Annotated in this window: 19 protein-coding genes; 13 read left to right on the forward strand and 6 right to left on the reverse strand. The window is 39.5% G+C overall.

The window, feature by feature from the left end; all coding sequences use genetic code 11:
• Positions 1-273 precede the first annotated feature (273 nt).
• The 3 genes from M23134_RS05540 (at position 274) to M23134_RS05550 (ending at position 4702) form a co-directional block, all read left to right on the forward strand.
• Positions 274-1728: a PP2C family protein-serine/threonine phosphatase gene (locus M23134_RS05540; RefSeq protein ID WP_045113064.1), complete on the forward strand. Its 1455-nt coding sequence runs from the start codon at positions 274-276 to the stop codon at positions 1726-1728.
• Positions 1729-2383: 655 nt separating this feature from the next.
• Entirely contained in the window at positions 2384-3232 is an 849-nt protein-coding gene (locus M23134_RS05545; RefSeq protein ID WP_082226522.1) for an SH3 domain-containing protein, read from the forward strand.
• Between the two features lie 336 nt (positions 3233-3568).
• Positions 3569-4702 carry a helix-turn-helix domain-containing protein gene (locus tag M23134_RS05550; protein ID WP_002694482.1) on the forward strand — a complete coding sequence of 378 codons (1134 nt, stop codon included), beginning with the start codon at positions 3569-3571 and terminating at the stop codon, positions 4700-4702.
• Positions 4703-4792: 90 nt separating this feature from the next.
• Here the strand turns inward: M23134_RS05550 and M23134_RS05555 are convergent, their stop codons facing one another.
• The gene (locus M23134_RS05555) at positions 4793-5071 is read right to left on the reverse strand and encodes an RNA polymerase sigma factor (RefSeq protein ID WP_002694483.1); all 279 of its coding nucleotides are present in this window, start codon (positions 5069-5071) and stop codon (positions 4793-4795) included.
• A 311-nt stretch (positions 5072-5382) separates the two neighbouring features.
• On the opposite strand from M23134_RS05555, the gene M23134_RS05560 reads away from it, so the two are divergent.
• The 3 genes from M23134_RS05560 (at position 5383) to M23134_RS05570 (ending at position 7743) form a co-directional block, all read left to right on the forward strand.
• On the forward strand, positions 5383-5961 hold the full coding sequence (locus M23134_RS05560; RefSeq protein WP_002694484.1) for a pentapeptide repeat-containing protein: 579 nt from the start codon (positions 5383-5385) through the stop codon (positions 5959-5961).
• Positions 5962-6060: 99 nt separating this feature from the next.
• Positions 6061-6534 (forward strand): hypothetical protein, encoded by a 474-nt coding sequence (locus M23134_RS05565; RefSeq protein ID WP_002694486.1) that lies wholly within the window; start codon positions 6061-6063, stop codon positions 6532-6534.
• A gap of 96 nt (positions 6535-6630) precedes the next feature.
• Positions 6631-7743, forward strand: a complete 1113-nt coding sequence (locus tag M23134_RS05570; protein ID WP_053337253.1) for a serine hydrolase domain-containing protein — start codon at positions 6631-6633, stop codon at positions 7741-7743.
• Positions 7744-7803: 60 nt separating this feature from the next.
• Here the strand turns inward: M23134_RS05570 and M23134_RS05575 are convergent, their stop codons facing one another.
• The 5 genes from M23134_RS05575 to M23134_RS05595 form a co-directional block, all read right to left on the reverse strand.
• A complete protein-coding gene (locus M23134_RS05575) occupies positions 7804-10752 on the reverse strand; it encodes a poly(A) polymerase (protein WP_002694488.1) in 2949 nt (982 codons plus the stop codon).
• 302 nt (positions 10753-11054) lie between these two features.
• Positions 11055-11297, reverse strand: a complete 243-nt coding sequence (locus tag M23134_RS05580) for a hypothetical protein (protein WP_002694489.1) — start codon at positions 11295-11297, stop codon at positions 11055-11057.
• 66 nt (positions 11298-11363) lie between these two features.
• Positions 11364-11981 carry a sigma-70 RNA polymerase sigma factor region 4 domain-containing protein gene (locus M23134_RS05585; protein ID WP_002694490.1) on the reverse strand — a complete coding sequence of 206 codons (618 nt, stop codon included), beginning with the start codon at positions 11979-11981 and terminating at the stop codon, positions 11364-11366.
• A 1406-nt stretch (positions 11982-13387) separates the two neighbouring features.
• Positions 13388-13642: a hypothetical protein gene (locus M23134_RS05590; protein ID WP_002694491.1), complete on the reverse strand. Its 255-nt coding sequence runs from the start codon at positions 13640-13642 to the stop codon at positions 13388-13390.
• Between the two features lie 87 nt (positions 13643-13729).
• Positions 13730-14353 (reverse strand): hypothetical protein, encoded by a 624-nt coding sequence (locus M23134_RS05595; RefSeq protein ID WP_002694492.1) that lies wholly within the window; start codon positions 14351-14353, stop codon positions 13730-13732.
• Between the two features lie 953 nt (positions 14354-15306).
• Between M23134_RS05595 and M23134_RS05600 the strand changes: the two genes are divergently transcribed.
• The 7 genes from M23134_RS05600 (at position 15307) to M23134_RS05630 (ending at position 23143) form a co-directional block, all read left to right on the forward strand.
• Positions 15307-16278, forward strand: coding sequence for a bifunctional helix-turn-helix transcriptional regulator/GNAT family N-acetyltransferase (locus tag M23134_RS05600; protein ID WP_002694495.1), 972 nt, complete (start codon positions 15307-15309; stop codon positions 16276-16278).
• 237 nt (positions 16279-16515) lie between these two features.
• Entirely contained in the window at positions 16516-16968 is a 453-nt protein-coding gene (locus M23134_RS05605) for a GNAT family N-acetyltransferase (RefSeq protein WP_002694496.1), read from the forward strand.
• Positions 16969-17167: 199 nt separating this feature from the next.
• Positions 17168-17686 (forward strand): GNAT family N-acetyltransferase, encoded by a 519-nt coding sequence (locus M23134_RS05610; protein ID WP_002694497.1) that lies wholly within the window; start codon positions 17168-17170, stop codon positions 17684-17686.
• Between the two features lie 8 nt (positions 17687-17694).
• On the forward strand, positions 17695-18804 hold the full coding sequence (locus M23134_RS05615; protein WP_002694498.1) for a glycosyltransferase family 61 protein: 1110 nt from the start codon (positions 17695-17697) through the stop codon (positions 18802-18804).
• Positions 18805-19196: 392 nt separating this feature from the next.
• On the forward strand, positions 19197-20936 hold the full coding sequence (locus M23134_RS37565) for an ion transporter (RefSeq protein WP_002694500.1): 1740 nt from the start codon (positions 19197-19199) through the stop codon (positions 20934-20936).
• A 105-nt stretch (positions 20937-21041) separates the two neighbouring features.
• Positions 21042-21836: an SDR family oxidoreductase gene (locus M23134_RS05625; protein WP_002694501.1), complete on the forward strand. Its 795-nt coding sequence runs from the start codon at positions 21042-21044 to the stop codon at positions 21834-21836.
• 137 nt (positions 21837-21973) lie between these two features.
• Complete coding sequence (locus tag M23134_RS05630) at positions 21974-23143, forward strand: serine hydrolase domain-containing protein (RefSeq protein WP_002694502.1); 1170 nt, start codon at positions 21974-21976, stop codon at positions 23141-23143.
• Positions 23144-23188: the final 45 nt, after the last annotated feature.

A 23188-nucleotide genomic window follows, 5' to 3' on the forward strand; every position in this document is an offset into this window, starting at 1 on the left:
TGATTTTTAATGGTTTATAAAGTCGGTAGATGGAAGTAAAAGTTAATCTTTATTGATAAAAGGCTTGAATGACTACTCGTTGTTCAAGCCTTTTTCATTTTTAGAGTGGACAAACCTGTTTTAAAAAATATATTGTCACCGGAGGTAAAATGGTATGGTTTAGGTGTATTTACCTGCTAATCTTAAAAGAAAGAATAATAATGGATAAGTTTTAAACAAGTCCTTTAGACTACCTTCATCTTGGTGAACGCTTGCCTAAAAGAGTTTAAGTTTATGAAAAAGCGTTTATATAAAATAACATTAGATTTTATTGACCATATTGGTGTAACCTCTGAAGATTCTTCTGAAGAAGTTAATTCAAAAAAAATGCTGGTATTACTAGCTATTTTCATGTCAATAGGTGGGTTGATGTGGGGGAGTTTGTTAGCTTTTTTTAGCTTATATCAAGCAATGATTATCCCTTATGCTTATGTGTTATTATCCTTGTTTAACTTATTGTTTCTGCATCAGTCAAAGCAACTCCAAGTTCCTCGCTTTTTTCAAATTACCATTAGCTTATTATTACCTTTTACTCTACAATGGCTGCTGGGAGGGTTTATTTCTTCAGGCATAGTAATGCTTTGGGCTGTCTTGTCTTTGATTGGCACCATTGCTTTGTTTGAGGGCAAGAATGTATATGGTTGGCTTCTTTTTTTTATCTTTCTAACTTTACTTTCTATTTGGCTAGAGCCTTACATTGTTGGGTTTAAACCCAATATCTTTACTCCAGCAGTTTCTCGAAATCTAATCATTATTAACATCATAATGATTTTTTCTATTGTTTTTGTTTTATCAAAAATAAAAGTAGATCAAGATTTATTGGTAAAAAAAGAGCTTGATACAGCCTACGAGAAATTACATATAACCAAGGAAGAAATTGAGATTAAGTCAGAGCTATTATCAGATGCATTTAAAGATATTACTCAAAGTATAAGGTATGCTGAAAGGATTCAGAAAGCAATGTTGGGTAGTCCTCAAGGTTTGATTGACTTGTTTAGACAAGGTTTTGTTTTTTTTAAGCCAAGAGATGGTGTTTCGGGCGATTTTTTTTGGCATACTACCATTCAGTCTACCCTTGACAGTAACCCCAAAAAGCTAGTAGTAGTAGCTGATTGTACTGGGCACGGCATTCCAGGGGCATTTATGACAATGTTGGGCAATGCCTTGCTTGATGAGGTGGTAAATGAAAAGCAAAGAGTTAAACCTGATGAAATACTATACGAGATGGACAGAAAGGTCATTGCTAACCTTCACCAAAGAGGGCAAAATGATCAAGTGAATGATGGAATGGATATGGCGGTATTGATTATTGATGAGGTAACACGAGAAGCTTGTTTTGCTGGGGCCAAATTGCCGCTATGGATGGTTTGCAAGGGTAAGATAACTGAGATCAAAGGCTCTAAGTTTCCAGTAGGTAGTACCCAGTATAAGGTAGCCAAACAATATGATTGTAACAACTTTAAGTTTGAGCCAGAGACAACTTTTTATCTTTTTTCAGATGGTTATCAAGATCAGTTTGGAGGTGATAAAGGTAGAAAGTATTTGCGTAAGCGCTTTAGAGAATTTTTGCTTTCTATAAGTGTACATTCGCTAACCGAGCAGCACCAAATGCTAGAACAAGAGTTTAATGAGTGGCAAGATGTATATTCTCAAACTGATGATGTGTTAGTAATAGGAGTACATATTTAAAAACATCGTATAAAGGAAGGTACGAGTAATCTCATATTATTCAAGCTTTTTTACTACTCTACCCTACTATTTTTCGCCCTGATTTGTGTCTTCACAAATCAACCCACCCATAAGCCTAAAAACGACTTGTTTTAGGGTTCCGATCGCCCCCGAATGGCGGGATTTATCAATTGGTGAAGAAACACAACCGAGGCGAGGACAGTACTTTTAAAAAAAAGCTGGGTAGAGTACTTTTTTACGCTCCCCTCATAATGTTTTGCCCCAATGCCTCAACAAATCCAAGGTTTCATTTGTAGCTTCAGGCTATTATTAGAGCTTGTTTAAGTTTTCGCATTTAGCGTGATTTTCGATGAGTTTTGTTCTTAGATGCGTTAAATTTTGAATGAATAGCCTAGCTAAGTAACAGCAAGTAATTAGCTAAGGGTACCTCATTCATAATATGGTTGTTACACCTACTCATTAGGTATATTTAATTCTGCCTTGGTACTTATTGATGATAAATTTAACAATATATGAGGGGAAAATTTGCGTAAAGCACCTATTAGGTGAACCGAGCTTTAGCGAGCTCAGCCTTTTCGGCTAATTTTAAACAAGCTCTTATTACAAAAGTGTTTTTAAATTTTGTAGGTATATTATCTATTATATTTATTCAGGTATGAAAACATTTGTTAGTTGGGCAACCTTGTGCTTTTGTCTGTTGAGTTGCGCTGGTAGTGAGCCAACACATTCGTCAGATACAGATAGTTTGTATCAAAAAACAGCCATCATAGACAAGCCAGCAGTAGTGAGCGCCAGGTCTGGTTTAACTTTACGCAAACTACCCAAAGAAGATTACCAACAAGCATGGCTGTTGCCCTACAATGCTATAGTAAAAGTACATAAACAGACCAACGTATTAGAAACTCACCAGGGTATCATGGGTAAGTGGTATCATGTGAAGTATTTAGACAAGAGCGGGTATGTATTTGGAGGCTACCTAAACATAGGTACCATTATGCAAGCTCCAGCACCCGATGAGCAAGCAGTAGAAAAAATATTTGATACCCACATGCAAGGAGTGCTTCTGCGGGCTTTGGTCAATGTCAAACATGGCTTGATCTTACGTAAACTACCTAGTACCAGTGCCGAAAGTATCACTATTATTCCGCAGAGTGAAGAGGTGGGCATTTTGAAATATTTAAAATCTACCGAAGTAGTAGAAGAGCGTTGGGGCAATTGGTGTAAAGTAAGGCATCGACAAAAAGAAGGGTATTTATTCAGTGGTTTTTTAACCTTTACTACTGCAAAGATAACCAATGTTATTGGGGCAAAACTAAGACAGAAGGCAACAATTAAGAGTAAAATGGAGTTATTGATTCCACAAGGTAGCAGGGTATTTTTATTGAGCAACAAGCCAGTAACAAAAGCTATCATAGGAGGGGTAATTGGGTATTGGTATAAGGCCGCATACCAAAGGAAGCAAGGGTATTTATTTAGTCCCAATTTGAAAATACAAGGCTATTGAGCGTAATATTGCATGAATGCAAAACATCGCATTGTTTAAACTTGCTTTGCTCAAACACTGAACAGTTTAACCCATTTTATTACATAAAACCTTGGGTTATGTTCTGAGCATAAAAAAATTACATTTATGAACTCTGAGGGTAAAATTTATTCCAAGCTTTAAAAACGGGGCATAAAATCATTCGAAACTTCAAAAAAATCATTAATTTGTTGCAAAGATTATAAGTTGAGTAATGAGTTCAAAATAAGTGTCCAGTTTTCGGGAAAAGTCTGTTTCCATTAAATTAAAGAGAAAACGGGCAGTTATTACGCAACTGTCATTGAGTAATAAAAAACAATGTTTGAAACAATTCTACTTATTTTTGGGGCAGTACAAGGCTTTATGGTAGCAGTAATGCTATTTACACTTAAACAAAACAGGTCAGGTAATTCTTATCTTGCTTTGTTTATATTAGTGCTTGCCAGCCAGTTAATTATGGCTTTGGCAGGAGTGCCCAACGCCCGACCCCCATATTTGCTTGGGAAGGTTTCTTTTGAGTCGTTTTTTTTGTTGGGCCCTTTGATGTATGGATATGTAAATAATATTACTCAGAAGCGGTTTATACTTTCTCCACGCTTACTTATGCATTTTGCGCCATTTTTCTTTCTTTTATTGCTAAGAGTACTGCTCTATAGTAGTTTGCAAAACTCTTGGCTGGCTACAGTGTTTGTAGTAGGAGAGCGGCAGGCTTGTTTGTGGGGTTTATTACAGTTGTTGAGCGTATGGGTATATATGTACCTGAGCTATCGGGTAGTACAACAACATCAGGCAAGAGTCACTGAGTCTTACACAGGCACTTATATGACCAGGCTCACTTGGTTGCTCAAGGTGATATTGGCTACTGCGTTTGTACAACTATTGCTCATTATAGACACCAAGTTGGTATTGTTACATTACAAGACTTGGGCGTTTCTCTTACACCCCATATTTATTTTTTTTATTTTGAGCGTACTTACTTACTGGATTGCGTACAAAGCATACGCTCAACCCAATATGTTTAGGCTTATGTTGGGAGAAGAATCTTCTCCAGTAAGGGTAAAAAAAGAGCCAAATAAGGTTTTAAGAGATGAGTTATCAGCGCAGGAATCAGAGGCGTTAAAAGATCAATTACTGGCTATGATGGACAACGAACAACCTTATGTAGATAGTAAACTTACACTCACAAAACTTGCGGAGCAATTATCATTAACACCAAAAGTATTGGTGGCAATGATAGAGCAACAGTTTTCAGAAAGTTTTCAGGACTTTATAGACAGGTACCGAGTGGCTTATGCCAAAGAATTACTTGCTAACCCTTCAAAAAATCATGTGCCCATTACCAATATAGGTTTTAGTGCAGGATTTAATTCGTTGAAGAATTTTCAAAAAACTTTCCAAAAAGCCACCGAAACTTCACCTACAGAATACCGGGAGTCTGCTCAGCTTGAGTAGTACATATCAAATTAAAAAAGAATGAAGATATTTTACAATCAATGTTCAAAGAAGACCTCATTGTAAGATAGCCCCTATTTTGGGCATTAGTTACGCCCTCTTAAGTTGAGTACTTGATGCCTTTTGCTCTATTTTTTTGCGAAGTTTTTTCATCAAAAAAATCTTTATTTCACCTTCATTTCTAAGGTTTAGACGGTTTTTCCAAATATCAAGAAAAATGTGTAAAATGCATTCATCAATCAAACGGTCGTCATCAGAAAACCTACGCCCATATTTAAATAACACGGGAACATTTAATTGAAAAATTTCTTCTACGACTTTCTTATCACCTTGCATCAATTTTTGCCAAAACAGTTCATCTTTTTTCATTTCTCGAGGACTTTATAGGGTTGTTGTGAATAGTTTTTATAGGTATTAAGCCTTATAGTTAATTTTACCTTTATTAGTTTTTCTGTTACAATGATCGTAAAACACACCAGTAAAGGCTAACATTAGGTGTTAGCAAAGTGTTAGATGAATTTAAATGAATTAAAATATTTATATTAATTATTTAAATAGTTATATAGTAGACTTTGCATATCTTGTATTTACCCCAAGTTAAAAATTTGCTTTCGCCAAAATTTCATAATACCTTCGCTTCAAAAAGAGGTTTAGTTGAGAGGATTAAAATTATAAGGAAAATGCCTGATATTATCATTGAGAGTGAAGTTTACAAAAATATTGACTATGTAGATACCCCCTTGCCAGTAGCCGAGTACGACAATTGTACTTTTATCAATTGCAACTTTGCCAAGGGTGATTTATCCAAAACATCTTTTCTGGAGTGTAAGTTTGAGCATTGCAATTTGAGTAATGTAGCTCTTAAGCAAACTGCTTTCAAAGAAATAGAGTTTGTGCATTGCAAAATGATAGGAGCAGACTTTAGCAACTGCAATGATTTTTTGCTGGAAATGAACTTCAATTCCTGCCAATTAAACCTCACATCTTTTTATTTACTTTCGTTGAAAGGTACCCGGTTTGTACATTGCAGCCTGCGCGAAGCCGATTTTACCGAAGCTAATTTTAATGAAGCTGTATTTGAACATTGCGATTTACAGAGTGCTGTATTTGATCGTACCAAGCTCGAGCGTGCCGATTTGAGTACTTCCCACAACTATGCTATAGATCCAGACAATAACCAGGTTCAAAAAGCCAGATTTTCATTGGAAGGCTTGCCTGGTTTGTTGCACAAGCACCGCATTATAGTAACAGACGCATAACTTAGAAGTGATTTTTTTTTGCGAAAAAGTGCAATTTTTTATCCATCAATAGGGTTAAGTTTTGGTACATCATAATAAATACGAACGCTATTGATGAATATGGGAATTGAAAAAAAATACATTTCTTTTAAGCCAGGACAATCCAATACCAGCCCCATTACTCCACAAGAGTATGTGTTGATGAAAATGGACTTTCAACAGTTTTTTAGATTATTTAAAGCTACCCAAAGCACTCAAAAAGTTAACCATGCCTTTTATTATAAATACTTGTGGTTTAAGGTACTAACTGCTTTTTTACTCTTTTTGTCAGGGGTGTTATTGGGGTATATGGAACATTTCATACTTAACAATATATTGGTGTTGCTCTCTTTACTTACTGTTGTTTTTGTGGTAATACACCCTTTTTCGCAAACCATTGCATTGATGGCAGGGGCTACCAATATAGCCCCAAAGGTGGTAGAAGAAGCTAAGAGTTATTATAAATTTCACTATAAAAATATTTATAAAACTGTTTCTTACGAAGAGTATCTGGAGTTGATACAAAACTTCAGACAAAAAGCTGTAAAAGTATAATGCTTGCTGGCTTTGCCTGTTTTTTTTGCCTGTCTTTTACTTAAACCCACATAATTATTAGTACTTTGCAGGAAACCATTTAACAATGCCTTACACATGAAAAACAGACTATTAAGAAACAGCTTAGGTTTGCTACTAGCGCTTGGTGTGCTTGCCCTCATTACTACTTATGGTGCTTCGTCGTTTACCCCAACTACCCTTGACAATAAAATAAAAGCCATAGATCGTTGGCTCGCAGAACAGCATAAAAATGGAGCATTCAATGGTACAGTATTGATTGTTCAAAAAGGCAAAACCTTATTAATGAAAGGTTATGGTTACACCGACTATCATAGAAATAAAAAGTTAACCCATCAGTCTTCGTTACGTTTAGCATCAGTATCCAAGCAGTTTACTGCAGCTGGCATTATGCGGCTACACCAAAAAGGTTTACTAGAGTATGATGACCCCTTAAGCAGGTACTTCAAAAAATTTCCTTACCCAAAAGTTACAGTGCGTCAGTTGCTTACGCATACTTCAGGCATTCCAGATGTATATATGAAGTTGGCAGACGAGCACAACGACATGGTAGGTGAGGTGCTGAGCATTCAGGAGGTAGTACAACTCTTGACTGCCTTCCCTAATAAAAATAAAGCTTATAAACCCAACGCTCGTTTCCAATACTCTAATACAGGTTATGTGTTGCTTGCGGCGGTTATTGAAAAAGTATCAGGAGAATCGTTTGAAGCTTACATGAAAAAAGAGCTGTTTGACCCACTAAAAATGAAAAATACAAGGGTCTGGAATTTATTCTCAGCACAAAAAACATTTGCTAATAAAACTACAGGTTTTTGGTATACCAAAGGTAAATATCATCAGCACGCTCCTTCGTTTTTAGATGGGGTAGCAGGCGATGGTGGAGTATTTTCAAGCGTAGAGGACTTTGTGATATGGGATAAGTTTTGGTATGGTAATTCACTTATTTCGCCCCAAAACCTAAAAGAAGCTTTTAAACCTGTAAAACTCGACAATGGAAAAATATCAAAGTATGGTTTTGGTTGGCAGGTAGAGAGTCGCACCAGGGTGTCGCACACTGGTGCGTGGCTAGGAGCAAGAACTGCCATTGTGCGCGATACCGAAGCCAAGGTGTGCTTGGTAGTGCTGGACAACTCCACCAATAAAAAAAAGTATAAGATAATGAACAAGCTGGAAGATGAATTACTGGAGTAAGCTGGCATAAAAATATAAGACAGCAAAAGGCGAAAGCATTAATGCTTTCGCCTTTTGCTGTTACCCTTCTAAATACACCTTAAGCTTGGTGTTATACTCATGGTCAAACTTTCCTACAAACTCATTGAGGCTCTTTTGAGAAGAATCAGCAGGTAAGTGTAAACCAAGCCTTAGTTGAAAACTCAAACCATTCTCGGCTTTTTTTATAATTGTAGAAGGGCGCACCAACGCTTTTACTTGTTGTTCTAAAGCCAGTATTACCCCTAGCAACGACCCTAGAAGTTTTCCTTGCGCCAGCTCAAGGTTTTGTTCATTGCTTGCGCTAAGTTCCAGTATCAGCAATTGCGTATACTCTTTCTGAACATCAGTTGCCGCAAAAAACGTTAACCAGTTTATAGAGGTATTCTGTAGCAGCAGGCGTGCTTTTTGAATTTCCCCTTGAATCACTTTTGCTGTAGACTGAGTAAGGTTGCGGGTGGTATTTTTATAAGGATAAAAAGCACTGACTACAGGCATCCAGTCGCGGTGCTTACGCACTATGTAGCTAGATGTACCCTCTTGTAGCCCAATGGGAATCACCCACGAATGCTGGGCAAGCAAATCGAAAAAATTTTGTAGCAAGTGCTCCAGAGTAGGGGTATGTTTGGTCTGGCAATGCGCGCAGCTCCACGCCGCAAGTATTGCCCACGAAATATTGCCAAAAAAACCAAAAACATTGCCTGTCAATTGTTTTCGGGCTGCCCAAAGCCTGATAGTGCGTACTAAATCTCTAAAAAGTGTTTGTCCAACTTTATTGCCTAATGCCAATATTTTTTGGCCCTCCAGGTACCCTACCATGTTTTGCCAGCTTAATGGGTCAAATTGTTGAAAAGCTTCGGGCTTGACTTGGTGCAGTGGCACCGGAAAAGAAGGGTGGTGTACTGCCAAAAGATCAAAATTTACCCCTTGTAAGTTAAATTTGAGGGTAGTTACCCTGGCATCGGTTACCAAATGGACACCTTGCGCTACTTGAGACAAAGCTGTCTGTAACTGATCAAAGAACGGGTCTAATGCTAAGGATGGAGGTAGCGGACACAGCACGTCTATATCGCTGTGTGCTTGGGCTATTTTGAGCAACTCTGAGCCAAATACTTGCAAATGCACTGATTGGTTGAGTACCTCACTGCATACTTGTTGTACTTGAGCAAGGGCAGCTTGGCGCTTAAGTTGGGTTTGGGTTGTTTGAAGCGGTGCCTGGTCGTTTACCCAGTCAATCAGACTTTTATTGGGTTTTTTGACCTGTTCTTTTCCCAGAAACACCTGGTATTTTACCTCAAAAGGAGTGTCCTTGTCTCGGCTGATCAGGGCTATTTTTTCTACCTTAAAGCGCAGAGGATTCCAGGCAGGCAAGCATTTTTGGGCCTCTTCGGGCGAAGCAAACTGCCCTATGCTGAGGTGCGGGGTAAACCCAGAGGCACGGATGGTTTGTTCGTTACATTGCGGAAAAAGCGGTTGCAAAATATCCTGAAGGCGTTGCAGTGCGTCAGTAGGTTGTGCTATTGGACGTAACCACCCTGTCGTGCTTTTTCGGTGCTCGAAATACCTGAAGTCTTGTAATACAATTTCAAAAGGTGCCAGTTGTTGTAAAGCCGTTTCCAGTAAAGGCAATGCCGCCTCGAAGAGTTCTTTGGGAATAAAGCCATACATCAATGTAATATGTGGCATCCAGCGTTCTAGCTTTTGGTCATATTGTTTGCGTATTTTTTGAATAGGAGCGTGTATCTCATTAGGAGGAATCAATACAATGGCACTTTGATAGGTAGGTTGTACTGTTTGCAATTGCTTGAGCACTTCATTGGGCACAGCCTGGGGCAAAGGCAGCATATCGGCAAAGTCATACACTGCAAACACTCCATAATGGTCAGAAGCACGCAAATAATCTTGAGCAATAGGTGCTTTAGCAAATAGTTTGATGTGTTGGGGCAGCCACTGTAGACTTTGCGAACGCAGATACATGCGGTCAAAACGACCTGGCAAGCCAGAACGACTAAACCTTTCTGCTAAAGGGTTTTCGTCAGGGTGAAAGCTAAACCCGGCATCATCGGGGTGTTGTAGTGGCCAAACATCTTCAAACTGGTGTTCTGTTAATATATCTACATTTTCACCTTCTCGCATATTAAAATCGCCCACCAATAACACATCGCCTCTAAGCGATTTAAGGTAGTTTGTCATCACTTCTAGTTGTTGTTGGCGTACGCCCATTGCTTTGTCACTGTGATTACTGGTCAAGTGTACATTGGCTACATGAAAAGCTTCCCCGTTGATCTGCCAACCTGCTACCAAAAAACGTTTCTGAGGAGAGTAAAGGTGTTCTACCAGCGAAAACGGGTACTTTGATAAAATAACTTGGCCAAAAGGGCGCAGGGTGGGACTGTTGGGTGGTTCAGAGAAAAAATAATCTTTTGCCCATGCCTGTTGCCTCAAAAACTCAATGAGCAAGGGAGTAGCCTCTTGAAGCGCAATAATGTCTGCCTCTAAGTGGGCTAAATGTTGTGCTATAGCCACATAGCGTTCTTTGCTTCTTACATACTCCTTGTCGTGCTCGTCACATAATACATTGTAACTTATTACTTTGAGTTGGGCCAGGGTTTGGTTGGTAACAGCACCAGTGTATACTTGCCATTGGTCTTGGTGACAACAATAAACTGCTCTCAGGCTAAAATCAGTATTTACTTTTGTAGCCACTACTGGGTTGATTTCTGCCACCCAAGCCTCAGAAGGTAATCTTTTTTCGGCAAACAAGTCTAAGCGCCTGCCCCTGTCCCACACCACTAGTTCTCCACAGCGGTAGTACCTGATACGGTGCCAGGGAATATCACTTTCATTGGCCCATTCCAGCAAAGGTTTTTCTCTGATGCCTGACTTTGCCATGCGGTCAGCAAACCCTACTGTAAACGCCTGAGCGTTGAGTTTAGGGTTCCACATAATTTGATTGTAAATTTCCCAGCTGGTGGCAAGTTTTTCTTTCATGAGGCTACTATTCAGGTTGTTATGCTGCTAAAACGAGTAACAACATACTAAAGTTAAACTAATTTCTAAAGCTTGCTGCTTAGTAAAGTAGAAAAAATAAAACAGCCCAAGGGAACAAAATATTTGATAGACAGGTAGTTTATTTAGGAAAGATACCTGCTATAGGCATTGTTTGAGCAGACTGGTTGCACAGCACTTGAACTTGGTTTTACAATAAATGTTATCGACGTAAAGAGCCACAAAAAAACCGTAGCTTATCACTACGGTTTGTGCGTTTTTGTTTTGAGGGTGCGAAAGTAGGTTTATTTTGATTTATTCATTTGGTTTAAAAAAATGTCTATATCAAAATCCAAACTTTTTTTATCCTCTTCATTTAGCAGGTGTTTGCCCAACAATTCAATCGTGCGATCATCTAACTGTTCCCAGTCTTCTTCGCTTATATGTTCACAAACTACTTTTAGAAGTTCCTTATCAACCTTGTCGAACCTATTGGTGAATGGAGGTTGATTAGGGGTAAACGATTGTGCTAGTTCTTTTTTTGTCATCTCAATGTTTATGGTTAAATAGTATTGAACTTATGCCCAAACTCAAGCATAAACCACTGGATGGATTTAATCCAGGGTTTTGTCATAATACTTACGCCACTTGCTCAACATCTTAGAATAACGTTTCCTTACCCGGTCTGCATTTAAAACCTGATTGCCCTGTAGAGCAAATTTTTTGTTGAGTTGATCTGCAATGCATTGGTGGTTGAGTTTTTCTTCGATCCTGAGCTTGAATATAGCATAAGATAAATCGCTTCTTGGAGCATCGCGAATAAAATCCTGGTACACCTCCCAGATGTGGTTTTCTAAAGGGGGCGCTTCTGCTTCGGGCAGATGCTCCATTGTATCATTGGTTGTATTAGAACTAATTGGTGTGGCGGTTCTTCTTTTTTCTTTTTCCTTTTTAAAGTTCCAAAAAATTCTACGTCTGACAGTTGAGCAATATTGTTCAAAGTTTTCGATAGGTTTGAGGTCATCTTCTTTCAGGAGTTTTGCATACAAAGCCTCACAAAACTTTTGAATACACTCATTGGCATCATCTATAGCATGCTTATTTGTCCAGGTTTTGAAACAAGCACCAAAAAAATTGGTGTTACTCTCCTGAATCTCCTCAAAAATTTGTTTCAAAATGGTACGGTCGTGCGTAGCATACCACGCTTTTACAAGTAACGATATTTTGCTCATGAAACTTATGATTTAAGGAGGTTAAAATAGAAAGGTTTGATATAAATACGGTGGGGAGTCAGGCATAAATTTGTTTCTTTACCTGATGAACAACTTGCGAGTGTAGTTGAGTACGTGTGCATGTCAGACCAAAAACCGGTATATTGTGTACACAGTATTTTGGTCAGATTGCTTGTTAAGACAACTGATGATTCTGGCATATTCTTAAAGATATTTACTAGTGGTGGTTGTAAACTATGCAATACAATAGTTTACACTAAATAAGTTCGTATGATTATTTAGAGTAATCACGAGTATAATTATTCTGAGGTTGTTTTTTGTTGAGTCATTAGCTTATGCATGTGCTGATTTGCCCAAAAAAACAGGTGAGCCCTGTTGGTTTATAAGGTAATGTTAAAATTAGTTGGTTGATACAATAGTTGTATTTTTAGTCAATTGCTGAAAGCTATGTTGCCCTCTGTGATTTTTGAAAAAGTTATCCGTTGTATAAGAGGATAATTGCTGGTATGAACGCAATTTTTGATGAAAAAGCACATAGTCAGTTAAGTCGATGCAAGGTTTTGAAGCAGCAAACTCATAAATAATTGAAAATAAGTATACTATTAGTTACATGTGAACCGAATATGCAGCTTGCTGTGATGAGCTCAATGCAGTTAAACAGGGTGTACCTAGCGAGAGGCTATGCCGACATCCTGCTTTCGGGGCACCGATATTCAGCGGCATATAGGGACTTGCCCCTTGTCAGGACTTCCAAGCAATATAGGTGAAAATAGATTTAATTGGGGCACACAATTTTTAATAATATTTACTGGCTTAAAAATACGAAATAAAGTACTTTAGATGACATACTAGATCCTTTTGTTCTATTTTTTAAAGAGGGGTTCATTGGATCAAAACACAAAAGATAATCATATAAATGCAATTGTATGATGTAATAGTACATGACCACAGGTGAGTATACATAAAAAGTGTGGGGCAATGATAAAGTAAAAATTGAACTTTTTAAAGTGAATTATTCCGTTGCTTTAGTGTCAGGAGTGGCGTTATCGTGTATTCGCTCTGGTTTGTTGTGGTCAAAAATCGTTAAAGCCTTGTGTTTTAGCCTCTAAATAAACATACAATAATTTGGGATGAATTTTGGCAGTTGATGCACTCCCCAAAAAGCGATTAAAAGTCGTGCAAAGAACCGGGTTTACAGCTCTACTGTGCCGAGTTTCTAAATCCTCCGAATCAAGTATTGCCCAAGACAACGTATGTTGTGAGAACATCTTTACATTGATAAAGTGCTTAGATATTCCTGGCTTTATCTGCTTTGTTTTTTGGGGTTATAAAAACCAGCTGAAGCAAAAAAAACGCGGCTAAATGCCGCGTTTGGGTAAAAAAATAAGTGTGACGAATAAAGTAATTTACTTTGGGTAACGCTTGTCCATTTGTTGCAAAAAACTGTCTACATTTTGATGAAGTGCAAGCCTGTCATTTTCTGTGAGTAGTTGCTTACCTATAAATTCAATGGCGCAGTCGTTTAGTTTTTCCCATTCATCATCGGGCATCTTTTCGCAGGCAACTTTTAACAAGTCATTGTCTATTTGCTCGTCTATAGCAATCTGCTTAGAAGGCGCCTTAATAAATGATGGCAATTCAGCTAATTCTGTTGGTTTCATATTTAATTCCCTGTTTATTATGTAGTACTTTTCTAATGAATGTACATAGTGGTTAGCATATTATCTTTGAACCTATCTCAGTCAAGCTCAAGGTTTAAACTTTTCTTTACAATACCTTCTCCATTTGCTGAGAAGCTTCGAATATCGTTTTCTTACTTTTGAGCTGGTCAAAGCCTTGTCCCCCTGCAGTTTAAATTTCTTGTTTAGGTAAATAGCAATTGCTTCGTGGCTGATAGATTGCTCAATTCGAAGCTTAAAAATACCATAAGACAAATCTCCAGTATTACCATCCATAAACTTTTTATAAATGTGCCATACCTCTTTTTCCAGGTCGTCATTGTCATTGTCAGCGAGCCTCTCCAAAATATTCTTGCCACTAGCTGGATCAGTAGGGTCTATGTTAGTTTCTTGTTTTTTCTGTTGTGTTCGTCTAAAATTTAAAAATACCCGTCGGCGTACTGTGCGACAGTAATGCTCAAAGGTAACAATGGGTGTAGGATCATTTTCTTTAGTCAGTTTTTCGTAGAGCGACACATTAAAACGTTGAATGCACTCATTGGCATCATCAATCGCCCCTTTGTTTGTCCAGGTTTTAAAGCAAGCCCCAAAAAAATGGATATTACTTTCCTGTATTTCCTCAAATATTTGCTTAAGCGTTGTTTGGTTACGGGTCTGATACCATTCTTGCACAAGCAATGAGATGTTGTTCATGAAACTTATCGTTTAATGGCATGTGGTATGCCGGGTTTGACATAAGGATTTTGTATAAAGCCTTGTGAGCTCTATAAACGCCTTTCATACGCTGAGCACCCCTTGGGTACAGTGGTCTACACGCGGTTAAATAACTCATAAAAATAGTTCTGAAACGTATCAGTGCTTATTGGGGCAAACACAATTGAAATGGTTTGCGTTGGGTTGCCACACAAAGTATTTGTGAGGTAGTTTTTTGCTTATGTTTTTTTGATTGGGAGGGTGTATAATCATTGTTGCCGATGTTTAATGAAAAGCTTAGTTAAAGCATTCATGTTTGAGAATTTTTGCGAGAAACTATTAGATAAACTTAAACTCTCAAATCTTTGATTAGTAATCATTGTTTATCAACATGGTTGACCTCACCCTTAAAATGTCCCTCAAGATTTGTATGTTTTTTTTATTTGAGAAAAAACATTTTCCAAAGGGGGACACTTTGGCTGTTTGCTGCACTATTATGGTGAAACACTTATTCATTCACATTTCAACACTTTTGTAAAAACAATGAATATTCTTAATCAATCAGCAATGCGTTAATTTTTGGTGCGTAGGATGATCCTGCTGAAGACCAGTTATGCATTTTTTGTTACTTCCAGGAAACTTCAACTTGCTATATGAATTCAACTAGCTATGCCTTTTTTTCAACAAAGTTGAGCTATTTTATAAGTATGCTATAATCAAATACACCAGCTATGCACACATTCAATAACACTAAATAGTGAATCAAACTGAGTCATAATAATTGGTGTCAAACTTTAAGTTTTCTAATTATCTAAATCAAGGTATGAGTAAAAGCTTTCGCTGAGACTATAGTCGTTGGCGGAAGCTTTTCTTTTGTTTAATAAACTTTTTTTAATATAATTGCGTAACCAGTTACATAATTGATTATAAAATTATGTTTATAAACAAACCCAATGAGAAAAAATATATTTAACGACACCCGCGGTTTGTCGTTAGGGAGTCGTTTTCGAAAAGTAGGCGATGCCCTTTATCAAGAGGCTGTCAGCATTATTGCAGAGTTTGAGGTAGACTTTAAGCCCAAGTGGTTTGTGGTTTTTTATACTATTCAGTTAAAAGAAACTGTCTCGGTTACCGAGATCGCCCATTATGTAGGCATTAGTCATCCGGCGGTAAGCCAAATTATCAAAGAGTTGAAAAAGGCGGGGTTGGTGAGCAGCATTACTGACAAAGCAGATGAACGAAAAAAAGCGGTTACCTTATCTGACAAAGGGCGGGAGGTGGCTCATAGGTTAAACCCCATGTGGGATGCAGTAGAAACAGTGACCAACCAAATGATTATGGCTACTGGATACGACATTGTAGACGTAATGGATAAGTTTGAAAAACAGTTGGAACAAAAAAGTTTGTACGACCGTGTCATAGAATACCGAAAGCAACAATTATTGGGTGAAGCTCAAATCATTGAGTATACCCCAGCTCACCAAAAATATTTTGCCCAACTCAACTATGAGTGGCTCAATAAGTATTTTAAAGTAGAACCCTGCGACGCTGTATTATTGAATGATCCTCAGAAAAACATCATTGACAAAGGTGGCTATATTTGCTTTGCCCAACTCAATGGCGAAATTGTAGGTACTTGTGGCTTGTCTAAAGTAAAAGACGGAGTATATGAACTGATAAAGATGGCAGTCACTGATAAGGCACAAGGCAAACAGGTAGGCAAAAAACTGGGCTTACACATGTTGGAAGTGGCAAAACAACAACAGGCAAGCAGGGTAGAGCTACAGTCAAACACCCGTTTGAAGCCCGCCATTCATTTGTACCGGACGCTAGGTTTCAGAGAGGTGCCCATAGATGAAAGTAGTCAGAATTATGAACGTGCCAATATAATGATGGTATATGATATCAATGGTTCACAGCAATGACAGGTTGCTGGTGCCTGGTAGCTAACGAGCATGTAAGTTGCTTATTTTTAGGTGTTTATATGGAAGCGTTGACAGGTGCAAGCCCTTAGATACGGATGTATATTGGTGTTTTAAACGATGAACTTCTATCCAAACGCTGTTTTTGTTTGGCGAAGAGTGCATACTACTGAGCTGAGCAGCATTGTGAAATCAGGTAACTAAAAAAGTTTGAGCAACGATTAAAACAAAGTATAAAAGATGATTATACAACAAATTACCCCTCAAAGTCCACTGTATGAGGCAGAAAGAATGCTAAGGAATGAAGTTTTACTGCGTCCGATTGGCATACCCGACCACGCCTGGGAGATGCACGACCATCGCTCCTGGCACTTTGTGGCCATTGACCAAGCGCAAGTTGTAGGGTGTGTAGTATTGGTGCCACTAGACGAGACACAGCAAAAAACACAACTTATTCAAATGGCAGTAAAAGACTCCCATCAAGGACAAGGAGTAGGCAAAAAACTAGTGGCAGCACTGGAACATTTTGCCCTTGAAAAAGGTATCCAATTGATTGAGTGTCACGCTCGCCAAGAGGCAGTAAATTTTTATTTGAAATTAGGGTACGAAATTTACGGAAAACCGTTTGAAGAAGTAGGTATTTTGCATCGTTATATGAGAAAAAAGATGAATACCACTGTTGAGCAAGGGTAATAAACTTAAAACAACCACCAGTTAAATGGTATTCTAGAGTACACATCCCCACAAAGTAAATTTATAGCCCTTACAGGCAGCAAAACTCAAGAGAGAAAGTATAGGTAACCACAAGCTTCAATTATCTTTTTGTTTGGTAATAAACACACACTCAATGGTTGACTGCGGTCAATTACTATTAAAATGTATTATGATGCCGATGAAACAAATCAATATAAGAGAAGCCCAACCCAATGAATATAAAGCTTTAGGGCAACTTATGTTGCGGGTGTTTTCGAGCCTGGAGGGTTTTCCTTCCAGGGCAGAGCACCCCACTTATTATGCCCTGCTCGATAATGTGGGCAAACTCAACGAAAAAGTATCTACTGAAATATTGGTAGCCCGATCTACAGACAATGAGTTGTTGGGTGGGGTAGTATTTGTGGGCAATATGCAAGACTACAGCTCCAAAGGAGTTACTACTACCATACAAAATGCTTCGGGTATCCGACTGTTGGTAGTGTCGCTTGCTGCCAGAGGTCAGGGAGTGGGCAAAGCATTGACTGAAGCTTGTTTGCAACGTGCCAGGGGCTTGGGGAGCCAACAAATGATATTGCATACTACTCAAGCCATGAAAGTGGCCTGGGGCATGTACGAACGCATGGGTTTTGCGCGCTTGCCTTCGCTCGACTTTCGGCAAGGTGATTTGATGGTGTATGGTTTTTACTTAGACTTATAAACATCCACATGTTCCAACGCATTACTCAAAAAATTGCCGCTGCACTGGCAAAATCACCCCAAGGTACAACCAGTCTTTCCCCAGACAATGCTCAAGATTATGCCTTGTTGTACAAGGGAAAAGCATACTTATCTCAACAAATAAATGCAGTGAAAGCGCCTCAAGTTACGTTGCTGGGCAGCGGTACACCCTCTAAGCATTGGCAGGATTTTGAAGCTACTACCCACGCTATGTGTATTGACAGTACCCATTCGGGGTTTAAATTTTGTTGTCAGCACCTTGTCGATCCTCACAATCACGTACTAGTGGCGCCTGGAGTAACGCCTGAGGCATTGCCCATATTGCAACAAAAGCTACCCACCAAAGTAGAAAAACTGAAGGGAACCGTGGCGTATTTGGCCAATGTTTCTCCTCGACATTATGGACGCTGGATGCGCGAAACGTTGCCGTTGTTGCAAATTTACCAACAACATATTGGGCTTGAACAAATAGATCATTTCTATATAGGTGATTTGTCAAGAATCCCGGATTTTATCAGCGAGTGCTTTGAGACTTTGGGTATTTCTCCTTATAAAATTGTGACCAACCCTTGCAAAGGTACCCGCACCTTGGCAGCGTTTACTGTGCATTCTCCCTTGCCTCACTATTATAGCCAGGCAACATACACCTACGCCCGTCAGGTGGTTACCTCCAGACTTGACCTCAGTGACAATTGTTGTTACCACCCCAAGGTATACATTGCCAGGGGTAATGTACATCGGCGTCAGGTGCGCAACCAAGAGGCAGTGTATGAAGTATTGCGTCCTTATGACTTTGAGTTGAGGGTGTTAGACAACCTCAAGGTACGTGAGCAAGCCCAGATTTTTTACCACGCCGAGGTGCTTATTGCCGCACATGGATCAGCGCTTACTAACTTGATGTATGGCAAACCAGGTAACAAAGTACTTGAGATATTGCCCCACGATTGTGCTACTGTTGGCTATTTTTCATTGGCAGCTTATGCAGCCATGCCTTATTTCTGTATGTATGGCAAAGCGACTGGCACAGCCAAGGGGTGTAATCAAGACATAGAAGTTGACCTGGAGTTGTTAGATGCTTTTTGTCGTCAACACTGTTGATCGTCCGAAAACGACTAGAAGTGTACCTGTTTGACTGCAGTCAAAGCCATTGAGCCACTAAATAAAAATGTACCACAAAGTAAATAGCACAACATCAATAAGAGCTTGTTTAAATTTTCGCGTTTAGTGTGATTTTCGATGAGTTTTGTGCTCAGGTGCGTTAAATTTTGAAGTAATAGCAGCGCTATTGCTGATAAATTTAGCAATATATGAGTGCAAAAATCGCGTAAAACGCCTTTTAGGTGATTTTTAAACAAGCTCTAAGTCTGTAGTGATCATCTTTTGAGAAATGTCAGACTTTATATTATCATGGCTTTTTTATTGTGTTATATTTGCCGACTGATACATTGGCAAATACCTATCGGGAATTTAAACACTTGTGAGAGAGTCTTATGCAGCCAAAACTAACCCTAAAGCAGAAAGTATATTATATTTTTGAGGGCGAACACGAGAACTACCAAAACATTACCAAAAAGTTTGATACCTTTATGATGTTGCTCATTTTTATGAATGTAGTAACATTTACCATCGAAACGGTCGATTCTGTTCATCAACAGTTGGGCGCTGCTTTTAAGATATTCGAGCATATCTCTATAGTTATCTTCACCCTGGAGTATATCATTAGGTTGTGGTGCATTACCGAAGACAAACGCTACAAGCACCCTGTGTGGGGGCGTTTACGCTTTATGTTTACGGCAGTGGCGCTGATTGACCTCATTGCTTTTTTACCAGCCTATTTGCCCTTTATTTTTCCTATGCTGCACAATGATTTCCGTATTGTACGGGCTTTTCGTTTGTTCAGGTTGTTTCGTTTGCTCAAGCTTTGGCGTTATTCTGCCTCCATTCGTTTGCTGGTCAGAATTATCATGACCAAAAAAGAAGACCTTCAAGTCATTTTCTTTACTATTTTCTTACTACTCATTGTGGCGGCAAGCCTTATGTTTATGATAGAAAAAGAGCAGCAACCCGACAAGTTTTCCAGTATTCCACAAACTATGTGGTGGGCAGTGTCTACTCTTACTACAGTAGGGTATGGCGATGTGTATCCGGTTACTTCGTTGGGCAAAGCCCTAGGGTCGTTTATAGCCTTGTTGGGCATTGGCTTATTTGCTTTGCCAGCAGGTATTATTTCGGCGGGTTTTATGCAAGAAATAGACAAAAACTCTAAGGAAGAAATCGTAGAGCAAAACACCCAAAGTATTAAAAGCGCTTTTTATACTTCAGCCCACAAAATAGGTGAGATGTCGGTTACCCGCCGTTTGATAGATGTAGTAAGCCTGAAGAGCCGATTGGAACTGTCAGAAGAAGATATTTTTGATGCCATCAAAAATAATGAATTGCGTATACGCTATAAAAAAAATACCCTTGAAGATCGTTTTGCCAATACTTACGTGGTAGAGCACTTTGAGTGTAACCGGGAATATGGCGCCTATATCGACCGTGATACCAACATTACAATAGTGTCGCCTATGAGCCATGCCGAGCACGCCATTGGACATTTTACGTCTCATCTTGCCAAATACATAAGGGCAGACTATGTGTCGAACGAAATGTATGGCGAAACCCATGATTTAAACAGCGCTTATGCCTTTAGTTTTAGCGTTAACGAAGCATTCAGGCATACCAACGAAGAGGGTATTCCAGCTGCTTTTACCTGTTTCAAAAAAGACCTCACCTCAGTCATTCAGTCCGACGAAACCGTATTTATCATTAAAGCCAGCAGTGAACCCGAACATTTGAATTTGCATTTTGGTGGCAAAATAGATGAAAAAAGTTTTGCCATTTCTCACAACACCTTCAAGGATGTAGCTAAACTAAAGCTTTTTTACCAAGAGCTTAAGCAAACCTTTTCAGTGCCTAAGTTCAATTACTCTTTTGGGGTTCATAAGCATTATGACAATACCCACCCCAATAGTTTGCATCAATACATTGCCCGTACCACCGAAGCCGATGTGGTCACCATTTATATCAATGGTGACTTGATTGAATGGACAGACGACAACACCTACTTTTCTATTATCAAACACCTGGGCGATACTATTCGCCGGGTATTTCATTACCGTAGTCACGAAGAAGCCCAGGCGCTAATCAAAGAAGACATTGATTATACCAAACAATGGGGAGAGGAGTAAGCTGTTGCTAAACCTGACACTTGCCAAAAAACTATATAAAAAACTGGGCTACTGCCTTTGGGCTAATTACCTTTGCTTTCTTCTTATATCACCAAACCAAACTTCATGAGTAAGGTCATACTAATTACTGGAGCCTCTTCAGGCATAGGCAACTCAATGGCTGTTTACCTACAGCAGCAAGGGTATACGGCATATGGCACCAGTCGTCGTGCAATGCCTGACGGTGCCGTTAAAATGCTGAAAATGGACATTACCAACGAAACAGAGATAGTACAGGGTGTAAAGCAGGTGATAGAAAATGAAGGACACATAGATGTGTTGGTAAACAATGCCGGACTGGGTACTGCTGGAGCTTTGGAAGAAACCCCGCTAAGTGACATCGAGCAGGTATTTGCGACCAATGTAATGGGGGTAGTCAGGCTTACTCAAGAGGTATTGCCTTATATGCGCAAACAACAATCAGGTAAAATAATCAACATAGGCTCTATAGGCGGAGTGATGGGTTTACCTTATCGTGCTACTTATTGTGCCAGCAAGTTTGCTATCGACGGGCTTACCGAGGCATTACGTATGGAAGTAGCTCCCTTTGGGATACAAGTTTGTTCGGTATTGCCCGGAGACGTGCGCACTGGCATCAATGAACATCGCCTGACGGCAACCAACGACACCTCGATATATAAAGAGTCGTTTGACCGTACTCACCAAATAATGAACGACGATGTGATGCAGGGCATTGCTCCCGAAATGGTAGCGAAAAAAATACACAAACTGATCAAAAAAAGACACATAAGCGGCAAATACCTGGTGGGTAAACCTTTGCAGAAGTTTACGGTATTTCTTAAGCGCAATATCCCCAACCTGGTGTTTGAGCAAGTGATTAAAATGTATTATAAAGTGTAGTTTTTTTACGTAAAAAATAGAAGCTTTATATGTTCCCCTCTGAACAACCCTATTTTGAAGTTAAAAATGAAGGGTTTATCATTGGGTACTCATGTCGCTAAAAGAACAGTTTCAGGTTTGATAAGATCATCCTAAAAATGCAAGCAAAACAATCGCTACTGCTCACTCCTTTTGTAAGCACTACTGTGGTGCAAAAAGAGTATTACTTTCCCGAAAGAGGGGCTATGTGGCAAACCCAGTCACCCGCCCAGTTTGGCATCGACTCCCGTAAGTTACAAAGTGCCATTCGCTTTGCTTTGGCAAATGAATACAAAGGCGATCGGGATTTAAAAACCAACTTGGCCAAGTGGTTTAGTCGTGAACCTTTTCATCAAATGATAGGCCCCACCAAAAAAAGAGGAAACCCCTCTGGAATGATTCTCAAAAATGGATACATCATTGCCCAGTGGGGCAACAACCAACGCGTAGAAATGGCGTGCAGTGCTACCAAAAGCTATTTGTCTACTGTAGCAGCATTGGCTGTAGACATTGGGCTTATACGGTCGCTTGATGACCAAGTGTGCTTATACATCCAGGATGGAAAGTTTGCTGGTGCCCACAACTCAAAAGTAACCTGGGCACATTTGCTCACCCAATCGTCTGAATGGGCAGGGGAGCTGTGGGGAGGGCACGACTGGGCAGAACGACCACCCAAAACTGGCACTGTAGAAGACTGGAAAAAACGCCCCCGGTCTGAGCCTGGTACTTTGTTTAGGTACAATAATGTGCGGGTAAATCTGTTGGCGTATGCCTTGCTCAAAGTTTGGCAAAAGCCATTGCCACAGATCTTGAAAGACTACGTGATGGACAAAATAGGAGCATCGTTTACCTGGAGCTGGCACGGCTACCCCACCTCTAAAGTAAATATCAACGGAAGAGAGGTAGAGTCAGTAAGTGGAGGAGCGCATTGGGGGGGCGGACTATTTATCAGTGCCGAAGATCAGGCTCGTTATGGTTTACTGTTTTTGAACGATGGCAAGTGGAAAGACACGCAGGTGTTGCCCACAAATTGGGTGCATACTGCTACCCAACCATCAATGGCCAATGGCAACTACGGGTATATGTGGTGGCTTAACTGTAAGGTAGCCAACTATGTAGGAGACAAACCCCGACATTGGCAAGGGGTTCCCGAAAGTGTGTTTTATGCTTCAGGTTTTGGCGGCAACCTGGTGGTGGTAGACAAAGCCCACGATTTGGTAATTGTCACGCGTTGGCTTGACTATACCAAAACCGGCGAAATGATCAGGCGAGTAATGGAGGCTTTGTAACTCCTGCAATCTGTGCTATTTTTGAAGCAATATTCTGGATAAAAC

The organism is Microscilla marina ATCC 23134 (assembly GCF_000169175.1).
GTDB lineage: Bacteria > Bacteroidota > Bacteroidia > Cytophagales > Microscillaceae > Microscilla > Microscilla marina.

Excerpts from the sequence above, each read along its gene's own strand:
- M23134_RS05540 (WP_045113064.1), top strand. The coding sequence starts at position 274 with ATGAAAAAGCGTTTATATAAAATAACATTAGATTTTATTGACCATATT.
- M23134_RS05545 (WP_082226522.1), top strand. The coding sequence starts at position 2,384 with ATGAAAACATTTGTTAGTTGGGCAACCTTGTGCTTTTGTCTGTTGAGT.
- M23134_RS05550 (WP_002694482.1), top strand. The coding sequence starts at position 3,569 with ATGTTTGAAACAATTCTACTTATTTTTGGGGCAGTACAAGGCTTTATG.
- M23134_RS05555 (WP_002694483.1), bottom strand. The coding sequence starts at position 5,071 with ATGAAAAAAGATGAACTGTTTTGGCAAAAATTGATGCAAGGTGATAAG.
- M23134_RS05560 (WP_002694484.1), top strand. The coding sequence starts at position 5,383 with ATGCCTGATATTATCATTGAGAGTGAAGTTTACAAAAATATTGACTAT.
- M23134_RS05565 (WP_002694486.1), top strand. The coding sequence starts at position 6,061 with ATGGGAATTGAAAAAAAATACATTTCTTTTAAGCCAGGACAATCCAAT.
- M23134_RS05570 (WP_053337253.1), top strand. The coding sequence starts at position 6,631 with ATGAAAAACAGACTATTAAGAAACAGCTTAGGTTTGCTACTAGCGCTT.
- M23134_RS05575 (WP_002694488.1), bottom strand. The coding sequence starts at position 10,752 with ATGAAAGAAAAACTTGCCACCAGCTGGGAAATTTACAATCAAATTATG.
- M23134_RS05580 (WP_002694489.1), bottom strand. The coding sequence starts at position 11,297 with ATGACAAAAAAAGAACTAGCACAATCGTTTACCCCTAATCAACCTCCA.
- M23134_RS05585 (WP_002694490.1), bottom strand. The coding sequence starts at position 11,981 with ATGAGCAAAATATCGTTACTTGTAAAAGCGTGGTATGCTACGCACGAC.
- M23134_RS05590 (WP_002694491.1), bottom strand. The coding sequence starts at position 13,642 with ATGAAACCAACAGAATTAGCTGAATTGCCATCATTTATTAAGGCGCCT.
- M23134_RS05595 (WP_002694492.1), bottom strand. The coding sequence starts at position 14,353 with ATGAACAACATCTCATTGCTTGTGCAAGAATGGTATCAGACCCGTAAC.
- M23134_RS05600 (WP_002694495.1), top strand. The coding sequence starts at position 15,307 with ATGAGAAAAAATATATTTAACGACACCCGCGGTTTGTCGTTAGGGAGT.
- M23134_RS05605 (WP_002694496.1), top strand. The coding sequence starts at position 16,516 with ATGATTATACAACAAATTACCCCTCAAAGTCCACTGTATGAGGCAGAA.
- M23134_RS05610 (WP_002694497.1), top strand. The coding sequence starts at position 17,168 with ATGAAACAAATCAATATAAGAGAAGCCCAACCCAATGAATATAAAGCT.
- M23134_RS05615 (WP_002694498.1), top strand. The coding sequence starts at position 17,695 with ATGTTCCAACGCATTACTCAAAAAATTGCCGCTGCACTGGCAAAATCA.
- M23134_RS37565 (WP_002694500.1), top strand. The coding sequence starts at position 19,197 with ATGCAGCCAAAACTAACCCTAAAGCAGAAAGTATATTATATTTTTGAG.
- M23134_RS05625 (WP_002694501.1), top strand. The coding sequence starts at position 21,042 with ATGAGTAAGGTCATACTAATTACTGGAGCCTCTTCAGGCATAGGCAAC.
- M23134_RS05630 (WP_002694502.1), top strand. The coding sequence starts at position 21,974 with ATGCAAGCAAAACAATCGCTACTGCTCACTCCTTTTGTAAGCACTACT.